16 protein-coding genes and 1 riboswitch are annotated in these 19,498 nt (G+C 44.8%); of the genes, 12 read left to right on the top strand and 4 right to left on the bottom strand.

The window, feature by feature from the left end; translation table 11 throughout:
- The first annotated feature begins 84 nt into the window (after window positions 1-84).
- The 8 genes from JKM87_RS09465 (at window position 85) to JKM87_RS09430 (ending at window position 12,208) form a co-directional block, all read left to right on the top strand.
- The gene (locus JKM87_RS09465) at window positions 85-1,371 is read left to right on the top strand and encodes a methionine biosynthesis PLP-dependent protein (RefSeq protein WP_202080131.1); all 1,287 of its coding nucleotides are present in this window, start codon (window positions 85-87) and stop codon (window positions 1,369-1,371) included.
- Window positions 1,364-2,614, top strand: a complete 1,251-nt coding sequence (gene metC / locus JKM87_RS09460; RefSeq protein WP_202080111.1) for a cystathionine beta-lyase — start codon at window positions 1,364-1,366, stop codon at window positions 2,612-2,614. The genes JKM87_RS09465 and metC overlap by 8 nt, the downstream gene beginning before the upstream one ends.
- Window positions 2,611-4,587 carry a bifunctional homocysteine S-methyltransferase/methylenetetrahydrofolate reductase gene (locus JKM87_RS09455; protein WP_336885155.1) on the top strand — a complete coding sequence of 659 codons (1,977 nt, stop codon included), beginning with the start codon at window positions 2,611-2,613 and terminating at the stop codon, window positions 4,585-4,587. Before metC ends, JKM87_RS09455 begins: the two co-directional genes overlap by 4 nt.
- Entirely contained in the window at window positions 4,580-8,020 is a 3,441-nt protein-coding gene (metH, locus tag JKM87_RS09450) for a methionine synthase (protein ID WP_202080110.1), read from the top strand. The genes JKM87_RS09455 and metH overlap by 8 nt, the downstream gene beginning before the upstream one ends.
- Before the next feature lie 246 nt (window positions 8,021-8,266).
- On the top strand, window positions 8,267-8,725 hold the full coding sequence (locus tag JKM87_RS09445; RefSeq protein WP_202080109.1) for a MarR family winged helix-turn-helix transcriptional regulator: 459 nt from the start codon (window positions 8,267-8,269) through the stop codon (window positions 8,723-8,725).
- Window positions 8,726-8,737: 12 nt separating this feature from the next.
- The gene (locus JKM87_RS09440; protein WP_202080108.1) at window positions 8,738-10,366 is read left to right on the top strand and encodes an MDR family MFS transporter; all 1,629 of its coding nucleotides are present in this window, start codon (window positions 8,738-8,740) and stop codon (window positions 10,364-10,366) included.
- Between the two features lie 73 nt (window positions 10,367-10,439).
- Window positions 10,440-10,625, top strand: a riboswitch (FMN riboswitch).
- A gap of 111 nt (window positions 10,626-10,736) precedes the next feature.
- The gene (gene ribB, locus JKM87_RS09435; protein WP_202080107.1) at window positions 10,737-11,369 is read left to right on the top strand and encodes a 3,4-dihydroxy-2-butanone-4-phosphate synthase; all 633 of its coding nucleotides are present in this window, start codon (window positions 10,737-10,739) and stop codon (window positions 11,367-11,369) included.
- 188 nt (window positions 11,370-11,557) lie between these two features.
- Complete coding sequence (locus JKM87_RS09430; protein WP_202080106.1) at window positions 11,558-12,208, top strand: GDSL-type esterase/lipase family protein; 651 nt, start codon at window positions 11,558-11,560, stop codon at window positions 12,206-12,208.
- 121 nt (window positions 12,209-12,329) lie between these two features.
- Here JKM87_RS09430 and JKM87_RS17900 read toward each other — a convergent pair whose 3' ends face one another.
- Entirely contained in the window at window positions 12,330-12,896 is a 567-nt protein-coding gene (locus JKM87_RS17900) for a hypothetical protein (RefSeq protein ID WP_236838733.1), read from the bottom strand.
- Here JKM87_RS17900 and JKM87_RS09425 point away from each other — a divergent pair.
- Together JKM87_RS09425 and JKM87_RS09420 are read left to right on the top strand one after the other, a co-directional pair.
- The gene (locus JKM87_RS09425) at window positions 12,781-13,287 is read left to right on the top strand and encodes a small multi-drug export protein (protein WP_336885157.1); all 507 of its coding nucleotides are present in this window, start codon (window positions 12,781-12,783) and stop codon (window positions 13,285-13,287) included. The genes JKM87_RS17900 and JKM87_RS09425 overlap by 116 nt on opposite strands.
- Before the next feature lie 220 nt (window positions 13,288-13,507).
- A complete protein-coding gene (locus JKM87_RS09420) occupies window positions 13,508-15,184 on the top strand; it encodes a glycerol-3-phosphate dehydrogenase/oxidase (protein WP_419761851.1) in 1,677 nt (558 codons plus the stop codon).
- Between the two features lie 103 nt (window positions 15,185-15,287).
- On the opposite strand, the gene JKM87_RS09415 is transcribed toward JKM87_RS09420, so the two are convergent.
- Window positions 15,288-15,485: an LSm family protein gene (locus JKM87_RS09415; RefSeq protein ID WP_202080104.1), complete on the bottom strand. Its 198-nt coding sequence runs from the start codon at window positions 15,483-15,485 to the stop codon at window positions 15,288-15,290.
- Between the two features lie 287 nt (window positions 15,486-15,772).
- Here JKM87_RS09415 and JKM87_RS09410 point away from each other — a divergent pair, with 287 nt between their 5' ends.
- Window positions 15,773-17,257, top strand: coding sequence for a hypothetical protein (locus tag JKM87_RS09410; protein WP_202080103.1), 1,485 nt, complete (start codon window positions 15,773-15,775; stop codon window positions 17,255-17,257).
- 45 nt (window positions 17,258-17,302) lie between these two features.
- On the opposite strand, the gene JKM87_RS09405 is transcribed toward JKM87_RS09410, so the two are convergent.
- Window positions 17,303-17,746 (bottom strand): VOC family protein, encoded by a 444-nt coding sequence (locus JKM87_RS09405; RefSeq protein WP_202080102.1) that lies wholly within the window; start codon window positions 17,744-17,746, stop codon window positions 17,303-17,305.
- Between the two features lie 201 nt (window positions 17,747-17,947).
- Entirely contained in the window at window positions 17,948-18,595 is a 648-nt protein-coding gene (gene trhA, locus JKM87_RS09400; protein WP_202080101.1) for a PAQR family membrane homeostasis protein TrhA, read from the bottom strand.
- A gap of 147 nt (window positions 18,596-18,742) precedes the next feature.
- On the opposite strand from trhA, the gene JKM87_RS09395 reads away from it, so the two are divergent.
- Window positions 18,743-19,498 (top strand): hypothetical protein (locus JKM87_RS09395; RefSeq protein WP_202080100.1); only part of this gene is annotated, 756 nt, incomplete at its 3' end.

Raw genomic sequence — 19,498 nt, 5'->3', positions numbered from 1 at the left:
TCGTACATGACATCGTTTTAAAACGTATGTGTCAGTATGAGGGCCTCTTTTTATTTGATGGATAGGGGGATGAGAGGGATGAGCATGAAAAGACAAAAAGAGAAATCGTACGAGTTAGAAACACAGCTCGCACAGATTGGGAATCGTAGTGAGACTGAAACTGGAACCGTCAGTACACCTGTTTTTTTCTCTACGGCTTACCGCCATGGTGGACTAGGACAATCGACAGGGTACGAGTATACGCGCACGGGTAATCCTACACGTGACGTTTTAGAACGTACCATTGCAGATCTAGAAAAAGGAGATCAAGGATTCGCTTGTAGCTCAGGTATGGCCGCCATCCAATTAGTATTAAGCTTGTTTGAACAAGGAGATGAGATCATCGTTGGTCAGGATCTTTATGGCGGGACGTATCGTTTGTTTGAGCATTTACGCCAGTGCTATGGGATTGTTTTTCATTACGTCGATATCCGTGAACCTGAGGCATTCACAACAGCGCTCAGTAGTCATACCAAAGCGATTTTTATAGAGACGCCAACCAATCCTTTGATGCATCAGGCAGATTTAGCAGCTTTAAGCGCTATCGCCCAAGCTCACAAGCTCACTTTCATCGTGGATAACACGCTGAATACACCCTTGCGGCAACAGCCGATTCGTTCAGGAGCCGATATTGTGATACATAGTGCGACCAAGTATTTAGGAGGACATAATGATGTGTTAGCTGGTCTTATTGTGGCCAAAGGAGCTGATTTATGTGAGAGACTTGCCACTTTGCATAATGCGATAGGATCGACATTGTCTTCACTTGACGCCTGGTTGCTCATGAGAGGGATGAAAACTTTAGCACTCCGTTTAGAAAAACAGGAAACCAATGCCCAGCGAGTGGTTGCCTACCTCAAAGCACATGAATACGTCGATGACGTGTTCTACCCTGAGATTGGGGGATTGGCCTCTTTTAGGATAAAAAAAGAAGAGGCGGTCGGGCCGTTGCTTAGGCACCTTCAGCTTATTACCTTTGCTGAGAGTCTCGGTGGTGTAGAAACCTTTATCACTTATCCGGCGACGCAGACACACGCCGATATACCTGCGGATATTCGTATCAAAAATGGCGTGTGTAATAGACTGTTGCGTATCTCAGTAGGGATTGAGCAGAGTACAGATATCATCGATGATCTTGATCAAGCCCTCACACAAGCCATAGCAGACACACAAGCGATAGCAAACACACAAGCCATAGAAGATACAAAAGTCATAGCAGACTCACAGGCCATAAACCAAACGCAAAATAAAATGGCGCATTCACCATCTGTGCAGTCTGACGTTAAGGCATCCGGTACGGCCTCAACTAAGGGGGTGTCTATAGATGAGTAAGCAAAACTATCATGTGCGAACAGAGACGCAGTTGGTTCACAATGAGCATGCTGTCCAGCCGGATACGGGAGCAGTCAGTGTACCCGTTCATCACGCTTCAACCTTTCACCAGCGTCAGACGGATACGTTAGGCACCTATGATTACAGCCGCTCAGGCAACCCAACACGGGAAGCGCTAGAAGAGACGATCGCTCAATTGGAAGGGGGGACGAGAGGTTTTGCCTTTGCCTCAGGCATGGCCGCCATCTCAACAGCATTCTTATTGTTTTCTAAAGGCGATCACGTTCTCATATCTGAAGATGTGTACGGTGGAACTTACCGTATGGTGACAGGCGTGCTAAGGCGCTTTGGCATCGACTACACGTTTGTAGATATGACGGACATTGAGCAAGTGAAGGCTCATTTAAAGCCTACGACAAAAGTGATCTATATTGAAACACCGTCAAATCCTTTACTCAAAATCACAGATATACGGGCTATTAGCCAACTCGCTCAACAGCATGGATGTCTGACCTTTGTCGATAATACGTTCCAAACTCCCGTCTTACAACAACCCTTATCCTTAGGGGCTGACCTTGTCGTGCATAGTGCGACAAAGTTTATATCTGGACATAGTGATGTCTTAGCCGGTCTCGTTGTGGTGAAAGATGGACAGTTGGCTGAAGACATAAGCTTCCTACAAAATACGTTTGGTGCCGTCTTGGGTGCACAGGACTGTTGGCTCGTGTTGAGAGGGTTAAAGACGCTACATGTCCGTTTACAACAGTCTCAAGAGACGGCATGGAAACTAGTAGATTTCCTCTCAACGATTCCAGAAGTGCAGCACATCTATTATCCCGGACGACCAGGGCATCCCGGAAGTGCCTGTCACGCTGAACAGACAAGAGGACCGGGGGCCGTCTTTTCCTTTTGCTTAAAGAATAAGGCCGCCGTTGATCGATTTGTCTCTCACCTTAACATACCTGTCTTTGCCGTTAGTCTTGGGGCAGTAGAATCGATTCTGTCTTATCCAGCTATGATGTCACATGCGGCCATGCCCAAGGAAGAACGAGAGAAGCGGGGGATTTCGGATGGCTTACTGCGATTATCTGTTGGTTTGGAGCACTTCGAGGACCTTATCGCTGATTTCACTCAGGCCTTTCAAGCGCTAAGGGAAGGGACAGCAGACCGAGACCGTGGATATCTACCAGAAAACAAGGGTACACCTCCTGCAAGTCAAGCAGTAGAGGGGGTCAGATCGTGAACTTTATAGATGATCTGAAGCAAAACATGATCGTAGCGGACGGGGCCATGGGGACGTTGCTGTATTCTTACGGTGTCGGTCAGTGTTATGAAGCGTTGAACCTGACTCATCCAGAACAAATCTATGACATTCATCGTGCGTATGTTGAAGCAGGGGCGAGGCTCATACAGACCCATACGTATGCAGCAAACACTGAGAAGCTGGCACCTTATGGACTGGAACATCGTGTTGCTGAAATCAATACTCAGGCGGTTCGTGTAGCCAAGCAGTCGGTCCAGGGCGCTCAAGCGAAGGACAGCGAGAGCCGCTATGTGTTTGGCACTATGGGGGGGATTCGTGGGCTACCAAGTAAGACGACACGTCTAGCGGATATCGAACAGTGTTTTCAGGAGCAGTTGAACCTGTTGTTAGAAGCAGGTGTGGATGGCTTGCTGTTAGAGACGTACTATGACTTTGAAGAGTTACTGACCGTTTTGAAGTGTGCGCGCAGTATGACTTCCAAGCCCATCGTGGCCCAAGTGACTTTGCATGGGGTGGGTTACGTTCAAGGGGGACTTCATTTGCACCAGGCAATATCACAATTAGAAGCATATGGCGCAGACGTCGTTGGCCTGAACTGTCGGTTAGGTCCTCATCATATGATTCAATCATTGGAAAAGGTCCCTCTACCACAACACGCTTACTTATCAGCCTATCCAAATGCGAGTCTCCCAAGTTATCGGGATGGTCGATACCAGTACGCCCCCAACGCAGCCTACTTTGAGGAGGCAGCACGAGCACTGTGGGAACAGGGGGTACGTGTGATAGGCGGATGTTGTGGCACGACACCAGACCATATTAAAGCCATTACAAAAGCCGTCTCAGACCGACGTCCCCTACTTTTTAAGGAAATAGAGCTGGACCATGCTAAAAATGCTGTGATAGATCATAAAAGGATAGAAAGTGAAAGAGAGACATCAACTGTTACTGTAGGTGATGACAACGAGGACCAGGGTGAAAACATGGCGCTACGATCCGACCCTGTTGTGTACGCTGGTGGTCAAATCGAGCCCCACCATAACGACACACGCCCGCACGTCATCGTGGAATTAGACCCGCCGCGCACGCTAAACACGGAGCGCTTTATGGAAGGCGCGCGGGTATTAAAGGAGGCCGGCGCAGATGCGATTACCTTAGCAGACAATTCATTAGCCTCACCCCGGATCAGCAATCAGTCTATGGCGCTTATGGTCAAAGAGCGTCTCAATGTTCCTCCAATTGTCCATATTGCTTGTCGTGATCGAAATCTTATTGGGTTACAGTCTCATTTAATGGGTTTAACGACACAGGGCTTGGAGGATGTGTTAGTCATCACGGGAGACCCGGCCAAAGTAGGGGATGTCCCGGGAGCGAGCTCCGTCTATGACTTGTCATCCTTAGAATTGATTAGAATGATTAAACAGTGTAACGAAGGTCAGGCTTTTTCGGGTAAATCATTAGGAAGGAAAACCAATTTTACGGTGGCTGCCGCCTTTAATCCCAATGTACGTCATCTAGAACAGGAGGTTAAGCGGGCGGAGAAGAAAGCAAGCCAAGGAGCAGACTACTTTCTCACTCAACCGATCTATGATGAAAACCAAATTATAGAGATCTATGAGCATACGAAGCATCTATCTACACCTATTTATGTGGGCGTTATGCCGTTAACAAGCTATCGCAACGCCGAGTTTATACATCATGAAGTACCAGGCATACAGTTGTCAGATGAGACGCGTCGACGGATGGAAAAATACAAAGATGATCCACAGCGGGCAACCGAAGAGGGGTTGGCTATAGCCAAATCATTGGTTGATGTGGTGCAGCAATACTTTACACGTCTGTATTTGATCACACCGTTCCTGCGCTATGAATTGAGCGCTGAACTCACACACTACGCCAAACAAACGCATCACCAACAAGAGCAAGGATTGATAGAGGGGGTCAACCATGGGTAAAACATCATTTGAAAAAGAGTTAGAACAGAAAATTATCGTATTTGACGGAGCCACAGGAACGATGTTACAAAACGCCGATTTGCAAGCGTCGGATTTCGGCGGTGAGGCGTATGAAGGCTGCAATGAATATCTAAACCTTACAGCCCCCCAAGTGGTTAAACATATACATGAACAGTACCTTGAAGCGGGTGCAGATTTAATTGAAACGAATACTTTTGGTGCCACGAATATCGTGCTAGACGATTACGGATTAGGACATTTGTCAGAGGAGATTAACCTTGTCGCTGCTCAACTTGCACGAGAGGCAGCAGATACAGTATCTACGCCAGATTGGCCTCGGTTCGTAGCTGGTGCCATGGGTCCCACCACCAAATCAATTTCAGTGACGGGTGGGGTCACATTTGCAGCGTTAATCGAAGCTTATGAGCTACAAGCGCGGGGTCTCTTAAGAGGAAAGGTGGATGTCTTGCTACTAGAAACGAGTCAGGATATGCGTAACGTTAAGGCCGCATACCTAGGCATCGAGCGCGCGTCTAAAGCGTTAGATATCTCCGTACCGCTCATTGTGTCCGGGACGATTGAGCCTATGGGAAGTACGCTCGCCGGACAGAGTATTGAAGCTTTTTACCTGTCCTGTGAGCATATGAACCCTTTAATGGTAGGGCTGAACTGTGCCACAGGACCAGAGTTTATGCGCGATCATGTTCGTTCGCTCTCTGAACTAGCCACGACGGCGGTGAGCTGCTACCCAAACGCAGGGTTACCCGATGAAGAAGGCCATTACCATGAATCCCCTCATTCACTCGCCAAAAAAGTGGCCGCCTTTGCGGAGAAGGGCTGGCTGAACATGGTCGGCGGATGTTGTGGGACCACGCCTGAGCATATTCGTGCCATCCGAGAAGCCGTTCAACCCTATGCTCCTCGACAGATACCATCTCGCCATCCTCACGCAGTATCTGGCATTGAGCCGCTGATTTATGAGGAAGATATGAGACCCCTAATGGTCGGAGAACGAACCAATGTCATCGGTTCTCGTAAATTTAAGCGGTTAATAGCCGAAGGAAAGTATGAGGAAGCTTCTGAGATCGCCCGGGCCCAAGTCAAAGGGGGCGCTCATGTTATAGACGTGTGCCTCGCGGATCCCGATCGGGAAGAGTTGGAGGATATGGAGGCCTTTTTACAACAGGTGGTCAACAAAGTGAAGGTGCCGCTGATGATCGATTCGACAGATGAGAGGGTCATTGAAAAGGCTCTGACATACTGTCAGGGTAAAGCCATTATCAACTCTATTAATTTGGAAGACGGTGAAGAACGATTTGAAAAAGTACTCCCACTCGTGCGTCAGTATGGTGCTGCGATTATTGTGGGTACGATAGATGAGGAAGGCATGGCGACCACGGCGCAACGCAAGTTAGAGATCGCCAAACGTTCGCATGACCTGCTTGTCCACAAATACGGGATTCCGGCACAGGATATAATATTTGATCCGCTCGTCTTTCCAGTGGGCACGGGAGACCAGCAGTATATCGGTGCGGCTAAGGAGACCATCGAGGGTATACGTCTGATAAAAGGAGCTTTACCTGAATGTCTGACCATACTTGGCGTCAGTAACGTATCCTTCGGTCTACCTCCTGTCGGACGTGAAGTCGTTAACGCGGTGTATCTCTATCACTGTACTCTAGCAGGATTAGACTACGCCATCGTCAACACTGAGAAACTAGAGCGTTACGCTTCGATTGTAGAGGAAGAGAGAGTCATGGCCGAGCAATTATTATTTGCAACAACGGACGACACTCTAGCCACCTTGACCAACTTTTATCGCGGCAAAAAGTCAACTGACAAACAACCAAAAACTGATATGAGCCTTGAGGAGCGCTTAGCGTATTACGTCATCGAAGGAACGAAAGAAGGCCTAATACCAGATTTAGAGGAAGCCTTACACGTCTTTTCTGACCCACTGGATATCATTAATGGGCCACTCATGACAGGGATGGCCGAAGTGGGAAAATTATTCAATGACAATCAGCTTATCGTAGCTGAAGTCTTGCAGAGTGCTGAAGTCATGAAAGCAGCCGTTTCCTATTTAGAGCAGTTTATGGAAGTCAAAGATGACAGTGGAAAGGGAAAGGTCATCTTAGCCACTGTGAAAGGGGATGTTCATGATATAGGCAAGAATCTAGTGGAAATCATTTTGAGTAACAATGGGTTTAAAGTGGTCGACCTAGGGATAAAAGTGACGCCCCAAACGCTTATCCAAGCGGTTAGGCAAGAACAACCGGATATCGTAGGGTTATCAGGCCTACTCGTCAAATCAGCGCAACAAATGGTGTTAACAGCCCAAGACTTACGTCAGTCAAACATATCCGTTCCCATCCTTGTAGGGGGAGCAGCATTGTCGCGAAAATTCACTGAGAATAAAATTTCGCCGGAATATGAAGGCCCTGTGCTCTACGCCAAAGACGCCATGGATGGATTGTCCCTAGCCAGTCGTTTACAACAAGAGGACGAAAGAGAAAAGCTGGAGTCTGAGTTGGTGGAAAAGCGAGCGCAACGGGAACGCTACAATCAGGAAGTGGCTGTCTCCCAAGCCCAAGCTGTGGCCACGCGTGCCAAGTCAGACGTGTCACAATCGGTGCCAGTGCAGGTCCCTCCGGATTTTAATCGGCATGTTTTGAGGCAGTTCTCTATCGCTCATCTGTTGCCGTATCTCAATTGGCAAACATTATTAGGCAAACATTTAGGATTACAAGGCAAGGTGAAGCGCCTATTGGAGCAAAAAAATGAAAAAGCCCTCTCGCTCAAAGCAGAAGTTGATCATATCTTAGAAGAGGTCGAGCGCGATCAAATCATTAAAGCACACGGGATGTATCAGTTCTTTCCTGCACAGGCCAAGGATGACGACATCGTGATTTACGACCCACAAGACTTTCAAACGGTCATTCAAACGTTTCGCTTCCCGAGACAAACAAAAGCCCCCTACTTATGTCTCGCAGACTTTATACGACAAGCAGACAGTGGAGAGATGGATTATGTAGGGTTTCTATCCGTTACAGCGGGGGAGGGCATTCGTTCACTCGCTCAACAGTGGAAAGAAGAAGGGGCATACTTACGCAGTCATGCCTTACAAGCGTTAGCGTTAGAATTAGCAGAAGCATTCGCTGAATACGTTCATCACCTGATGCGTGACCAGTGGGGGATTCCCGATCCGACAGATTTCACAATGCAAGACCGCTTCGGGGCGAAATATCAAGGGGTTCGTGTCTCATACGGGTACCCAGCATGCCCTGACCTTGAAGACCAAGCTAAACTATTTGAGCTGATTCAACCTGAAGACATCGGAATAGACTTGACCGAAGGTTTTATGATGGAGCCAGAAGCGTCCGTCACAGCCATGGTGTTTGCTCATCCTGAGGGCCGGTATTTTAGTGTGTAGGAGAAATGAAAAGAAATGAAGGGACTTATCCATCCATATCATGATTAGCAAAAAGAGAGGGTGCAAGACCCCTCTCTTTTATCATGCCTTTTTATTGACATTAATTCGGGAAGGCACTATATTTAACATATAAATATTTTAGTAAATAAAATATTTATGCCTTATAAGTTTAAGTGATATAACTTGTTTAGTAAAAGAATGATAAGACGATAGACATAGATAAAGATATGCAATGGGAGGACTAATATGAGTCAAGATGCAGATATGAACGTCTACGAACAGTTGTTGATATCCTTAAAGAAAGTGCACCGTTCGAGTGTCGATGTGATGAAACAGAATGCTCAAGAGCTTTCACCCGGGCAATTATTCCTACTCTTTATGATATACGAGCATGGCAAGATGAAAATGACAGACATCGCCCATTATTTCGGTATCACACCAGGGGCTGCGACGGGGATCGCCGATAAACTGGAAAAACAAGCGCTCATTGAACGCGGAAGAGACGCCAATGACCGTAGAATGGTTGTGATTTCGTTATCTGATAAAGGGCTTGCGTACGTGTTGAATCAAAAAAAAGCGCATGTGAAGGTGTTTGAATCGATTTTCGGCCAATTCTCAGAGGAAGAGTTGGCAGCAACGGTACATTCACTCAATAAGATTTATCACGCATTAGATCAATATCAGGCAGAGCATTCGTCTGATTAGGAGGATGGCTTCTTGGAACATTTAGATATGAGAAAAAAAGTGACCATTATGATCGCGATTATGTCTGTCATGCTATTTGCTGCTCTCAATATGACCATTGTGGCCACGTCACTACCTAAAATTGTGGCGGACATTGGTGGTATGGAGTATTTTAACTGGGTCTTTACCATATATATGCTCACATCAAGCGTGACAGCGATACTCGTCGGTAAATTATCCGACATATACGGACGTAAAATTTTCATATTAACAGGGATTTGTATTTTTATGATAGGAGCTGTGCTCAGTGGTTTTTCAAGTCATATCTATCAATTAATCATCTTTAGAGGGTTACAAGGATTCGGTGGTGGGATGATCATGTCGTCTGCCTTTACGACGATAGGAGACCTGTTTGCCCCACGAGAAAGAGGGCGTTGGCAAGGGCTCATGGGGGGTGTCTTTGGGCTCTCTAGCTTGTTTGGCCCCACATTAGGGGGCTACATTGTGGACCACATGCATTGGTCATGGGTCTTTTGGATTTTCCTTCCGATTGGGATTATCGCTTTCTTTATGATTTTAAGACTTTATCCACAAGCGGAACCTAAGGAAAAAGAAAAAATTGATTTCTTAGGCTCCTTTATACTGACCCTATTTATCCTTAGTTTATTACTCGGATTTAGTTGGGCCGGTACAGAGTATGCATGGGGGTCTTATCAAATCATAGGGCTGTTTACACTCTCGTTACTGTCTCTTATCAGTTTTATTATGGTGGAGAAAAGAGTCAAAAGTCCTGTCGTGCCTCTGCATTTGTTCAGCAATAGTGTCGTATCGGTCTCTAATACGATCTCTTTCTTAGCAGGAATGGCCATGTTCGGTGTTATCATGTACGTCCCCTTTTACGTGCAAGGGGTCCTAGGGCGATCGGCCACAACCTCAGGCTTAATTGAAATGGTGATGACCATTGCCATGGTGAGTTGTAGTGCACTAGCTGGACAATTGATCACCAAAACAGGGAAGTATAAAATCATAGCTTTACTCGGTTTTGGGATTATGGCCACAGGCATCTATCTCAATACCAGCCTAACACCTGATACAACGATACCTGTACTCATATTCAATCTCATTGTCACCGGCATCGGATTAGGACTGACGATGCCTATCTTCACATTGACGGTCCAAAATGCGGTCGCACACAAATATTTAGGTGTAGGCACAGCCACTTCCCAGTTATGTAGACAATTAGGGGGAACGGTCGGTGTTGCTATTATGGGGTATATGATGAGTTCTAGGATAATTGATCGGCTAAACAAAACGGATGTGACCATGCCATCGTCTGCTGTTGCCGGAGAGTTAGATATGCAAAATCCACAGATTCTCATGGACGCAGCTGCCTTGGAAGGCATCAGACAACGGCTAGCAGAGCAGATGCGGCCTGCCTTTGATCAGCTGATTGATACGTTGAAAGTCGCGTTAAGCGACGCCTTGACCTTTGTGTTTCTGTTTAGTGCCATCATTGTCACCGTAGCATTCCTATTAACCCTCTTTCTAAAAGAAATACCGTTGAGAACGTCCAACCAAGATCCCAGCGGAACAACTGATCAGAAAGAGAGAGAACAAACCTATAGTGAACAACCAGAGACAGTCACGCATGCCAATGGTTAAAGCGACTTAAACAAAGATTGAAATTAAGGAAACAAATGTTAATGGCATTATGATATAGTGATAGTGAATTGAATACAACCTTCGGGGTCGGGTGAAAGTCCCAACCGGCGGTGATAACCATGAGGTTTAAGCCCGCGACTCACCTTCTCATCACAAAGTTTTATTTGTCGTTAGCATTGTAGACGGACCAGTGATGGAGGGTGACTGACTTAGTGAGAACCTGAGGCCGACGGTATAGTCCGGATGGGAGAAGGTACAAGTGGCTTTACGATTAAAAAATATAATCGTAAGGCTTATTTCCTCATGCCCCGTTACCACAGCGAGGCATTTTTAGGTTGTTTCAATTCAAAAATCTTAAGGAGGTTTTTGAATGATACAAACCGCTCTGAACAAAGTGGAACAAGCGATGGCTGACGTAAGACAGGGGAGGATGGTGATCATACAGGATGATCAGTCTAGGGAAAATGAAGGAGACCTTGTCTGCGCGGCTGAAATGGTAACTGGGGAACACATCAATTTCATGGCTCGGAATGGGTGTGGTCTCATCTGCACCCCTATGCTAGGAGAACGTCTCACTTATCTTGAATTGCCCCAAATGGTGAATAAAAACGAGGAGTCACACCAAACGGCGTTTACCGTATCTGTCGATGCCCTAGAAGGGGTTACAACAGGAATTTCAGCGTACGAGAGAGCGACCACGATTAGGAGATTGATTGATGCGGATGCCAAGGCCACAGATTTTGTTAGGCCAGGGCATGTGTTTCCCTTACGTGCCAAACAGAATGGCGTGTTGGAAAGAAGAGGACAAACGGAAGCCTCTATTGATCTCATGCGCCTAGCCGGACTTTATCCCGCCGCTGTTATTTGTGAAATCATGAAAGAAGATGGGCATATGGCGAGGGAGCAGGAGCTTATCGCTTTTTCACATCAGTATGGCATTAATATGATAACCGTGGATGACGTTGCCACATATCGCAGGGAGAATGGATATCTAGCATTTTGAAGCATGTGACATTGCAATTGCTTCGTACGCTATCCGATATCTTCAACTTGTAAAAATCTAACTAACGACGTTTCTAAGTTTAACGTCTCTAAAGGAGAAATCAATGGTCTGGTGACGGCCTATTCCTTTCTTGAATATATAGATAAAGAGTGCTATAGAATTTATGAAGGAAAAGGTTGACGATCAAGATGGCTAAAAAAAAGAAAAAGCGTGGTCAAAATGCTCTTTTTTATGTGGCTCTGGGCGATTCTCTCAGCTTAGGAATCGGCGCAATCTTAAAGTCAGGGTTTGTGAAAAGGTACAAAGAAATGGCCGAGAACACACTGGGCAAAGAAATACACCATTTCATATTTGCCAAACACGGCGCCACTACGGGTGAGATCTTGAAGAAGCTCGAATACAAAGTGGTGCGGCAAGCGATCAAGCATGCTCGAATCATCACCATTACGGCAGGTGGCAATGATTTACGTCGGGCGTCAGATACCTTCGTCGCTTTTCATGATCAGAAAGTGCTAGAGCGTGCCCTCAACATTCACCTCATCAATCTTGAGTCCATGTTAGAGCAAATTGACCACCTTAAACGGAAGCAAAAAAAGCGCTATATCATCAGGCTCGTGGATTTATATAACCCGTATCCAGGCTCAGCTTTAGCAGATAAATGGATTAGAAGATTCAACAAAGAATTAAGGTCATTTGAGGGAGGGCATATCAAAGTAACGGATGTTTATCACGCGTTTAAAGGCAGGGAGAAAGAGTTGCTATTCCTTGACCATCTACATCCCAATGCCGAGGGCTATCAGGTCATAGCCAATGAACTACATCACTTAGGGTACCGATAATGTGGTATTTGTGAAACGATAAATAGGAGACTGAGTAGCCCTTGTCCTATCACCTGTCAGGAGCATAGGGCTACATCATCCCTGTTAATCACAAACTTAATCACTAAGGTTTTGTTCCAGATTAACCTTTAAGCGAGACGCCCCCTTTGGCTTCCGAAGATGATTGAGGTAGAGGTTCATTTTCTTTTGCTAATAATTTTTTAAATCCATTAGACACATTTGCTAGCGTTTCTTTCATATTAACAGCGGGCTGTTCATCCTGGACGGCATCATGGTAGGAGACAACCATTGCCACAGTTGCCACAGGATCTATGATCGCTTTCTTAATGGAGGAAGCGATGGTTATGGCGGCTACAAGCGCAATAAAGTCGAGTAAAGGGATTTGTCGAAATGAGTAGAAGGCGAACAAAATTAGTTCTTTGTACCTAAATGAGAAAGGGTTTTTGTCATACTTGTGCAATATTGACATGTTATACTTAGGTAAACGTAATAGGACTGTAGGAGGTTGATCTATTATTATTGAATGGCTTTGGGCATATATACTAGTGGCTTTGCTTGCCGCAATACCGTTTTTGGAGGTCGCCGTTGTCATCCCCATTGCAATAATAGCTGGGTTGGCACCTATACCTGTTTTGCTTCTAGCATTACTAGGGAACTTAGCTACAGTGATTCTGATGATTGTCTTCATTGATAAAATTAAACGCTGGAGACAAAACAGAAAACAGGCGAAGGTTAGGAACGAAGAGATCGATACACTGAATGCTACTACTATTGTTGAAACTGAAAAAAATAATGAAGACACGGTTGTCAAAGAATCCAAGCGAGAAAGAAGAGCGAGGAAGATTTGGGGAAAGTACGGATTACCAGGTTTAGCGATCATAGGACCATTTTTCGTTGGGAGTCACTTGACTGCTTTGATGAGTATGGTTTTAGGAGGAACGAAAAAACACACCGCCGCCTGGATGCTGGCGAGCATAACACTGTGGAGTGTGGCTTTCGCTAGCTTAACGTACGTGGGTGCGGAACAGCTAAGGGTAGGCATTGAAGAAGGCACTCTATATCGTTTTTTCCAGCGTTAGCAAATAGTCCGCACGCCCCTACCGATTCACTCACATCCGTGTTATAATAACATGACAAAATGATGAATATGATGGGTCGGAGACTAGGAGAGACCACGAACAAGCATGGGCATATTGCCCTGTCACTTGTCGTGGTCTCTTTTTGTATATCCACCATTTTTTTCACGGCACAATGAAGGATAATCATAGAAAGGGTGGTTTTATGTCTCATTTTTCAAGTATGAACCGTCGCGCTTTAATAGAGGGAATGGAACAGACAACTTATGACGTTCTCGTCATAGGAGGAGGAATTACAGGAGCAGGGGTGGCCTTAGATGCGACGACTCGCGGGATGAAAACAGCCTTAGTCGAGATGCAGGATTTTGCAGCAGGAACATCGAGTCGCTCAACCAAGTTGGTTCATGGAGGGTTGAGGTACCTCAAACAGCTAGAGGTTAAGATGGTGGCCAGTGTGGGTAAGGAAAGAGCCATCGTTTATGAAAATGGTCCTCATGTTACCACACCGGAATGGATGCTATTGCCGGTGTATAAAGGCGGGACATTTGGAAAGTTCAGTACATCCATTGGCTTAATGGTATACGATTATTTAGCAAACGTGAAAAAGCAGGAAAGACGACAGATGTTAAAGGCCGAGGCGACCCTAGATAAGGAGCCGCTCCTGAAAGAGGAAGGGCTCAAAGGCAGTGGGGTATATGTTGAGTATCGTACTGATGATGCGAGACTGACGATTGAAGTATTGAAAGAAGCTGTGGCTCAAGGCGCAAGCGCTGTCAATTACGCGCAGGTCGAATCTCTAATCTATCGAGATGGCCAAGTGGTTGGGGTTCGTGTCCTCGATCATGTGAGCGGTAAGACGTCCGATATCTATGCCAAAAAAGTAGTCAATGCAACGGGACCATGGGTAGACACTTTGCGTGAAAAAGACCAATCTAAACGGGGCAAGACGCTCCAATTAACCAAAGGGGTGCATATCGTCATTGACCAGAAGTATTTTCCGTTGCAGCAAGCGATCTATTTCGATACACCGGACGGTCGTATGATATTTGCTATCCCACGTGATGGTAAAACTTACGTTGGTACAACGGATACCGTGTTTCAGGAGGACTTAGCGTATCCTAAAATGACAAAAGATGACTTAGATTATCTACTCGACGCCATTGATGATATGTTTCCAACCCTTAAGGTGACAGCGGAGCATGTAGAATCTAGCTGGGCCGGTGTTCGACCACTCATCCATGAAGAGGGCAAGGGCCCCTCTGAAATCTCTCGAAAGGATGAAATTTGGCAGTCCGATACGGGTCTGATCACCATTGCCGGCGGGAAACTGACAGGATACCGCAAGATGGCAGAGAGTATTGTCAATATGCTCGCCCAACAGTTAGAAAAAGAAGAACATGACCGGTTCAAACCTTGTCAGACAAAGGACATGCCGATTTCAGGAGGACATGTAGGCGGCTCCGAACACTTCCCACCATTTGTACAGGAAAAAACGGCTTTAGGCATGTCGTTAGGGTTAAACGAGGAAACCGCAAAGCGGCTTGTACACACATACGGATCTAACGTCGACCGACTTTATCATCGTTTCAAGGTATTAAAAGAAGAAGCCAAACAGACAGCACTGCCACCAGAAATGTTTCTCGCACTCGTATACAGTATTGAAGAGGAAATGGTCGTGACGCCCGCAGATTTCTTTGTCCGACGTACAGGTTCACTATTCTTTAACGTGCATGAAGTACAACAGTGGAAAGGTGAGGTCATAGCTTATATGGCCAAGCGCTTGGGTTGGAACAAAAACGTACAACAGACAATGACAAATGAGCTAGAACAACACATTAAAGATGCAACGCATCCACAGATAACTGGAGCTCAATCAGGTTCGCAATCGGCTATCTCCTAACTTTTAACTCAATAATTAGCTAAAAAAAAAGAGCCCTCATGCCCGAGGGTTCTTCATTTATATTGAGTCTTCTTATAAAATTAATGCTGACTAAGGTTACCCTTTAGCCTCTATTAATAGACACGGCAGAAATTTTATCGTAGGGATAGAATTCTAAGATTTTACTGCCGTTGGGACAAACGAGAATCCCATTATGATCTGCACTTTCTAATTTACCTTGTAATACTTTACGTCCGTTAATCTCCAATGCAAGTGTAATACTCACTTCCCACCCTAAATATGTACGTAAAATTGGATCCATGTTAAATAATTCCTCCTCTCATTACTCATATTTTATCGAATTAGTTCGAGATTTGTCTATCAATCTGATGATATTTTTAAAATATATTAAACTTTTCATACGTAGTGCCTAGTGGTTAAGGCATTGTAAAAAAGGTTCATACGTTGTTATAGGTCCTAAGTCTAAATCATAATTGGGTACAAAGAATCGCATAGAACTTTATGCCCAAAAATAAAGGAATTTCATTTAATTTGTCGAAATATTTGTCAATGGTATTCAAGGGCAAAGTATGGCAGGAGGATAAGAGTATGGTAAGGAGAAACGATGAACAAGGGCTAGAATTTAATCAACGCATCATAGACAAAATAAAAGAGGTTTTTCCTGAGGGCGATGATAACCAATACTTTACGGATTTGAAAATTCCTTACCTAGATAAAGAAAAAGGACTAACCCATACAAAGCCGGACCTTGTCTTGGTCACAGGATCAAAAATATTTGTGTTTCGACTGGGTGAGTCGAAGGAACAGACCCTGCAATTTGATGAAGAGGATTGGGTCACTGAAAGCGTGTTCCAAGAAAGCCCCATATATGAAGTGGCTAATCAGTGTCGCTGGATCAGTAATAGATACTTCTTCGTGCATGAAGAAAAAATAGGTTGGTTGCAAGGGATGGTCATTATCTTAGCTCAACACCAAAGCTTGCAGCAAATTGGAATCGATCAGTATAACCATTTGTTAGATGAAACCAATGAAAGAGGAGTCATACTCACACCGACGGAGGACATCATTCCTGATCTTCTTTATGACGTACTCCCAGAGCTGAATAAAGGTAAGATGCTCGATGAAAATCATAGAGAGAAAGTACTCCAGTTCTTTTACGCTCACAGTGAGACGTCTATACGTCAACAATGGTTGGATGATGCACTCCGTTTGCGACTCAAGGAAGAGAATGAGGATAAGGCGTTCAACGACCATCACAAGACATCTTCTACACCTAAATATTCATATGTTGCTTCCAATAATAGAGCGGGACGTGAAGAAAAGGAAGAATCGGAGAATCAGGATAACCATAAACATGCTGCATCACAAACAACCACCTTGTTAGGCTCAAATTCTACCAATCACCAAACCACACCAGATAATCCAGCCCCTTTTGACAAAAAAGTATTAAAAGAAGAATTCGAAGGATTTGTCGAAGATGCCAAAAGTGACCTGAAGGATATCACCCAGCAAGTGAGTCCCAAGTTATATGAACAATTACCCACCATTAAGGCACACGTTCAGGCTCATTGGAAAAAAGCTTTAATCGTCATCGTGATACTCATTGGACTGAAATCATTATTCAATATGATTTGGCCACTATTTGCATCCGACACAACTGAAGCTGAGGACAGACATCCGTCGGTGACAAGGATGTTGGAGCAATCGGAGGAGGAAGAAACAGAAAAAGATGAAGCAGCAGAGGTTGAAGACATCCCGAGTCAGGCATTCATTGTCGCGCTTTCAAGGTCCGATGTACAGGGAGGAGAAGACATCGCTTTACTCAATGAACATACCATGAATGAGTTGGGGATAGAAGAACAATCCACTATTGAAGTTATATCACATACAGGAAATACTTTAAGCTTAACGGTACAGAAGGATATAGGACCATTGCATTCTGACCACATTAGGCTCAATTTAGAACACCGTGAGGCCTTAGGTGTGACAGGCAATAGCGAGAACTATCAAAACTATGATACGAGCCAATTCGAATCATTTCCACAAGACTATAAAGTCACGATATCATGGTAAAAGCCCCCTCAACGTGAAAGGGGGCTTATTGGAACCATTATTCTTTTATACATTGCCATGCACTTTTTCTCTCATGCCATGTGGTTTCATTTGATATTCAGGCCAGCCGCTCCAGATGTCGATTTTATTCCCGTCAAGGTCATAGACATAAAAATTCATGCCGCATTCATGATGATTGATAATTTCTGAAACATTGACCCGGTGCCGGCTTAAATAGTCATAACAAGCTTGGAAGTTCTCAACTTCTAATGTCAACACACACTGCTCATGCCCGTTCGCTTCAGTAAAGGTTGCACAGTGACGATCTGTTGATTGTATCAAAAATAATGACTGCTCAGGTGTTAATTTCAGATGAGCTTGGTCAGACTCTGGATGTACAGGAAGAACCATTTCCAACCCTAAATACTGTACGTACCAATCTGCTGCAACGGCGGGTTTCGACACAGGGAGGTAAATCGTATCGATTTGCTTTACTCTGAATCTACTCATAACCCCTCTTCCTTTCTCTCCATCGTTTCAAAAAATTGGGCGACTTTTTCATGTTCATAAGATCATATCACTGCAAATTCAAGAAAAGGTCTATTTACCTTTTGTAAGAAGTAAACGAAAATTCTGACTTTTGTTTATCATACCATATCTGCGCAAAAAAAATCACCCTTGAATATAAAGGGAGATTGGGAAAAACTTTTTTTATTGTACGGGGAGTACATAGTTGATGACGGCGAAGAAATGGGCCGCAGAACCCCCAATAACGAATAGATGCCAGACTGCATGATGATACGGAAATCCTCTCCATACATAAAAGATACTCCCGATGGTATAAGCGACACCACCAATGACGAGTAGGGCTATACCAGCAGGAGGGAGGGTACTCGTTAATGGACCCCAGGCCGTCACGACGAGCCAGCCCATGACAAGATAGAGCACCGTCGATAAAAATAAGAATTTCTTAACGAAGAAAGACTTGAAGATAATCCCGACAATGGCAATGGACCAAACGATTCCTAAGAGTGTCCAACCTAAAGGACCATCGATCACGATCAACGTAAAGGGCGTATACGTCCCAGCGATAAATAAATAGATGGCAGAATGATCGAACACTTCAAATATATCTTTGACTTTACCCCTAGGAAAACTATGAACTAAAGTAGAAGAGAGATAAAGAAAAATCATGGTCGCACCGTATATTGAAAATGTGACGACATGCCAAGCTGTGCCATCCTTGGCAGCGTATATGACAAGGAACACCAAGGCCGCTATACTGAGTAAGAAGCCAATCCCATGGGTGATGGCATTCACAATTTCTTCTTTAAGCGTATATTCGTGAGTATCAGCCATGCTGATCCCTCCTAACATTTAAGAGTCCTTATATTATACGATGAATTATGTTATAAAGAAAGAAATAACGATAGCAAGAGCCAAAATTTACATATAAAAAAATGGCATAGACAGCAAGACACATTACGAGCAACGGGGGATGGAGAAATGTTAAAACAATGGATTCAAAGACTTAAACATAGATGGGAGAACGAGGTTCAAGAGACAAGCCAAGAAGAGAGTCTATACCGAGCGTCTAAGCTCGGTACGCTGAACCATCATCAACAAAATATAAAATCTGAGCATGATGCGAAGCGCGTAGAAGGGCGTGTCGCTTACGTCTACTCCCACCAGCGAGTAACGGAAAATGTAGACATGACGGAGGTACAACAACGGATTGAAGAGCAAAGGCAAAAAGAAGGGCAACGTTGGGCTTCCCATAACCCTTATATGGCCGTAAAGGATAAAGCCGATCGTCATGAAGAAATGGAGATTAAAGGGCAAGAAGACGTTACTCAGGAAGAAGACCCTACTGATGTCGTGGGCACAGACTTCCCAGCCGACTGGAACAAAGAAAGAGTCTTTTTCCAAGGCCATTTACAAAAATCAACGCCGGTCCCATCACCTGTACGTGGATTTCATCAGTCTCGTCAGGACCATCAGCCAAATAAAAGCGAAAAGGAAAACGAAAACAAGAACGAAAACGAGAACGAAAACAAAAACAAAGAGCATTCTCAACCGCCATTACTCTCTCAGTCCCCTTCGCACTCACCTTCTCAGAGTGACCAACCGTTAGAAACGCTGAGTTCCATTAGGTTAGCAACGGCGTCAAAGCAACCTAGACATGATGAAACAATGCCGCAATACGAGAGTGGTGATACAGAAGAAAGGCTTGTTAATGGTGATGTTCAACCAGAGCTACAG

Source organism: Caldalkalibacillus salinus (genome assembly GCF_016745835.1).
Classification (GTDB): Bacteria; Bacillota; Bacilli; order Caldalkalibacillales; family JCM-10596; genus Caldalkalibacillus_A; species Caldalkalibacillus_A salinus.
The sequence above is the reverse complement of the archived record's forward strand: the minus strand, read 5'-3'. Positions and strand labels throughout refer to the sequence as shown.

What these genes read in the sequence shown, in the direction of transcription:
- JKM87_RS09465 (WP_202080131.1), top strand. Translation starts at nt 85, where the DNA reads ATGAAAAGACAAAAAGAGAAATCGTACGAGTTAGAAACACAGCTCGCA.
- metC (WP_202080111.1), top strand. Translation starts at nt 1,364, where the DNA reads ATGAGTAAGCAAAACTATCATGTGCGAACAGAGACGCAGTTGGTTCAC.
- metH (WP_202080110.1), top strand. Translation starts at nt 4,580, where the DNA reads ATGGGTAAAACATCATTTGAAAAAGAGTTAGAACAGAAAATTATCGTA.
- JKM87_RS09445 (WP_202080109.1), top strand. Translation starts at nt 8,267, where the DNA reads ATGAGTCAAGATGCAGATATGAACGTCTACGAACAGTTGTTGATATCC.
- ribB (WP_202080107.1), top strand. Translation starts at nt 10,737, where the DNA reads ATGATACAAACCGCTCTGAACAAAGTGGAACAAGCGATGGCTGACGTA.
- JKM87_RS09430 (WP_202080106.1), top strand. Translation starts at nt 11,558, where the DNA reads ATGGCTAAAAAAAAGAAAAAGCGTGGTCAAAATGCTCTTTTTTATGTG.
- JKM87_RS17900 (WP_236838733.1), bottom strand. Translation starts at nt 12,896, where the DNA reads ATGAAGACAATCATCAGAATCACTGTAGCTAAGTTCCCTAGTAATGCT.
- JKM87_RS09420 (WP_419761851.1), top strand. Translation starts at nt 13,508, where the DNA reads ATGAACCGTCGCGCTTTAATAGAGGGAATGGAACAGACAACTTATGAC.
- JKM87_RS09415 (WP_202080104.1), bottom strand. Translation starts at nt 15,485, where the DNA reads ATGGATCCAATTTTACGTACATATTTAGGGTGGGAAGTGAGTATTACA.
- JKM87_RS09410 (WP_202080103.1), top strand. Translation starts at nt 15,773, where the DNA reads ATGGTAAGGAGAAACGATGAACAAGGGCTAGAATTTAATCAACGCATC.
- JKM87_RS09405 (WP_202080102.1), bottom strand. Translation starts at nt 17,746, where the DNA reads ATGAGTAGATTCAGAGTAAAGCAAATCGATACGATTTACCTCCCTGTG.
- trhA (WP_202080101.1), bottom strand. Translation starts at nt 18,595, where the DNA reads ATGGCTGATACTCACGAATATACGCTTAAAGAAGAAATTGTGAATGCC.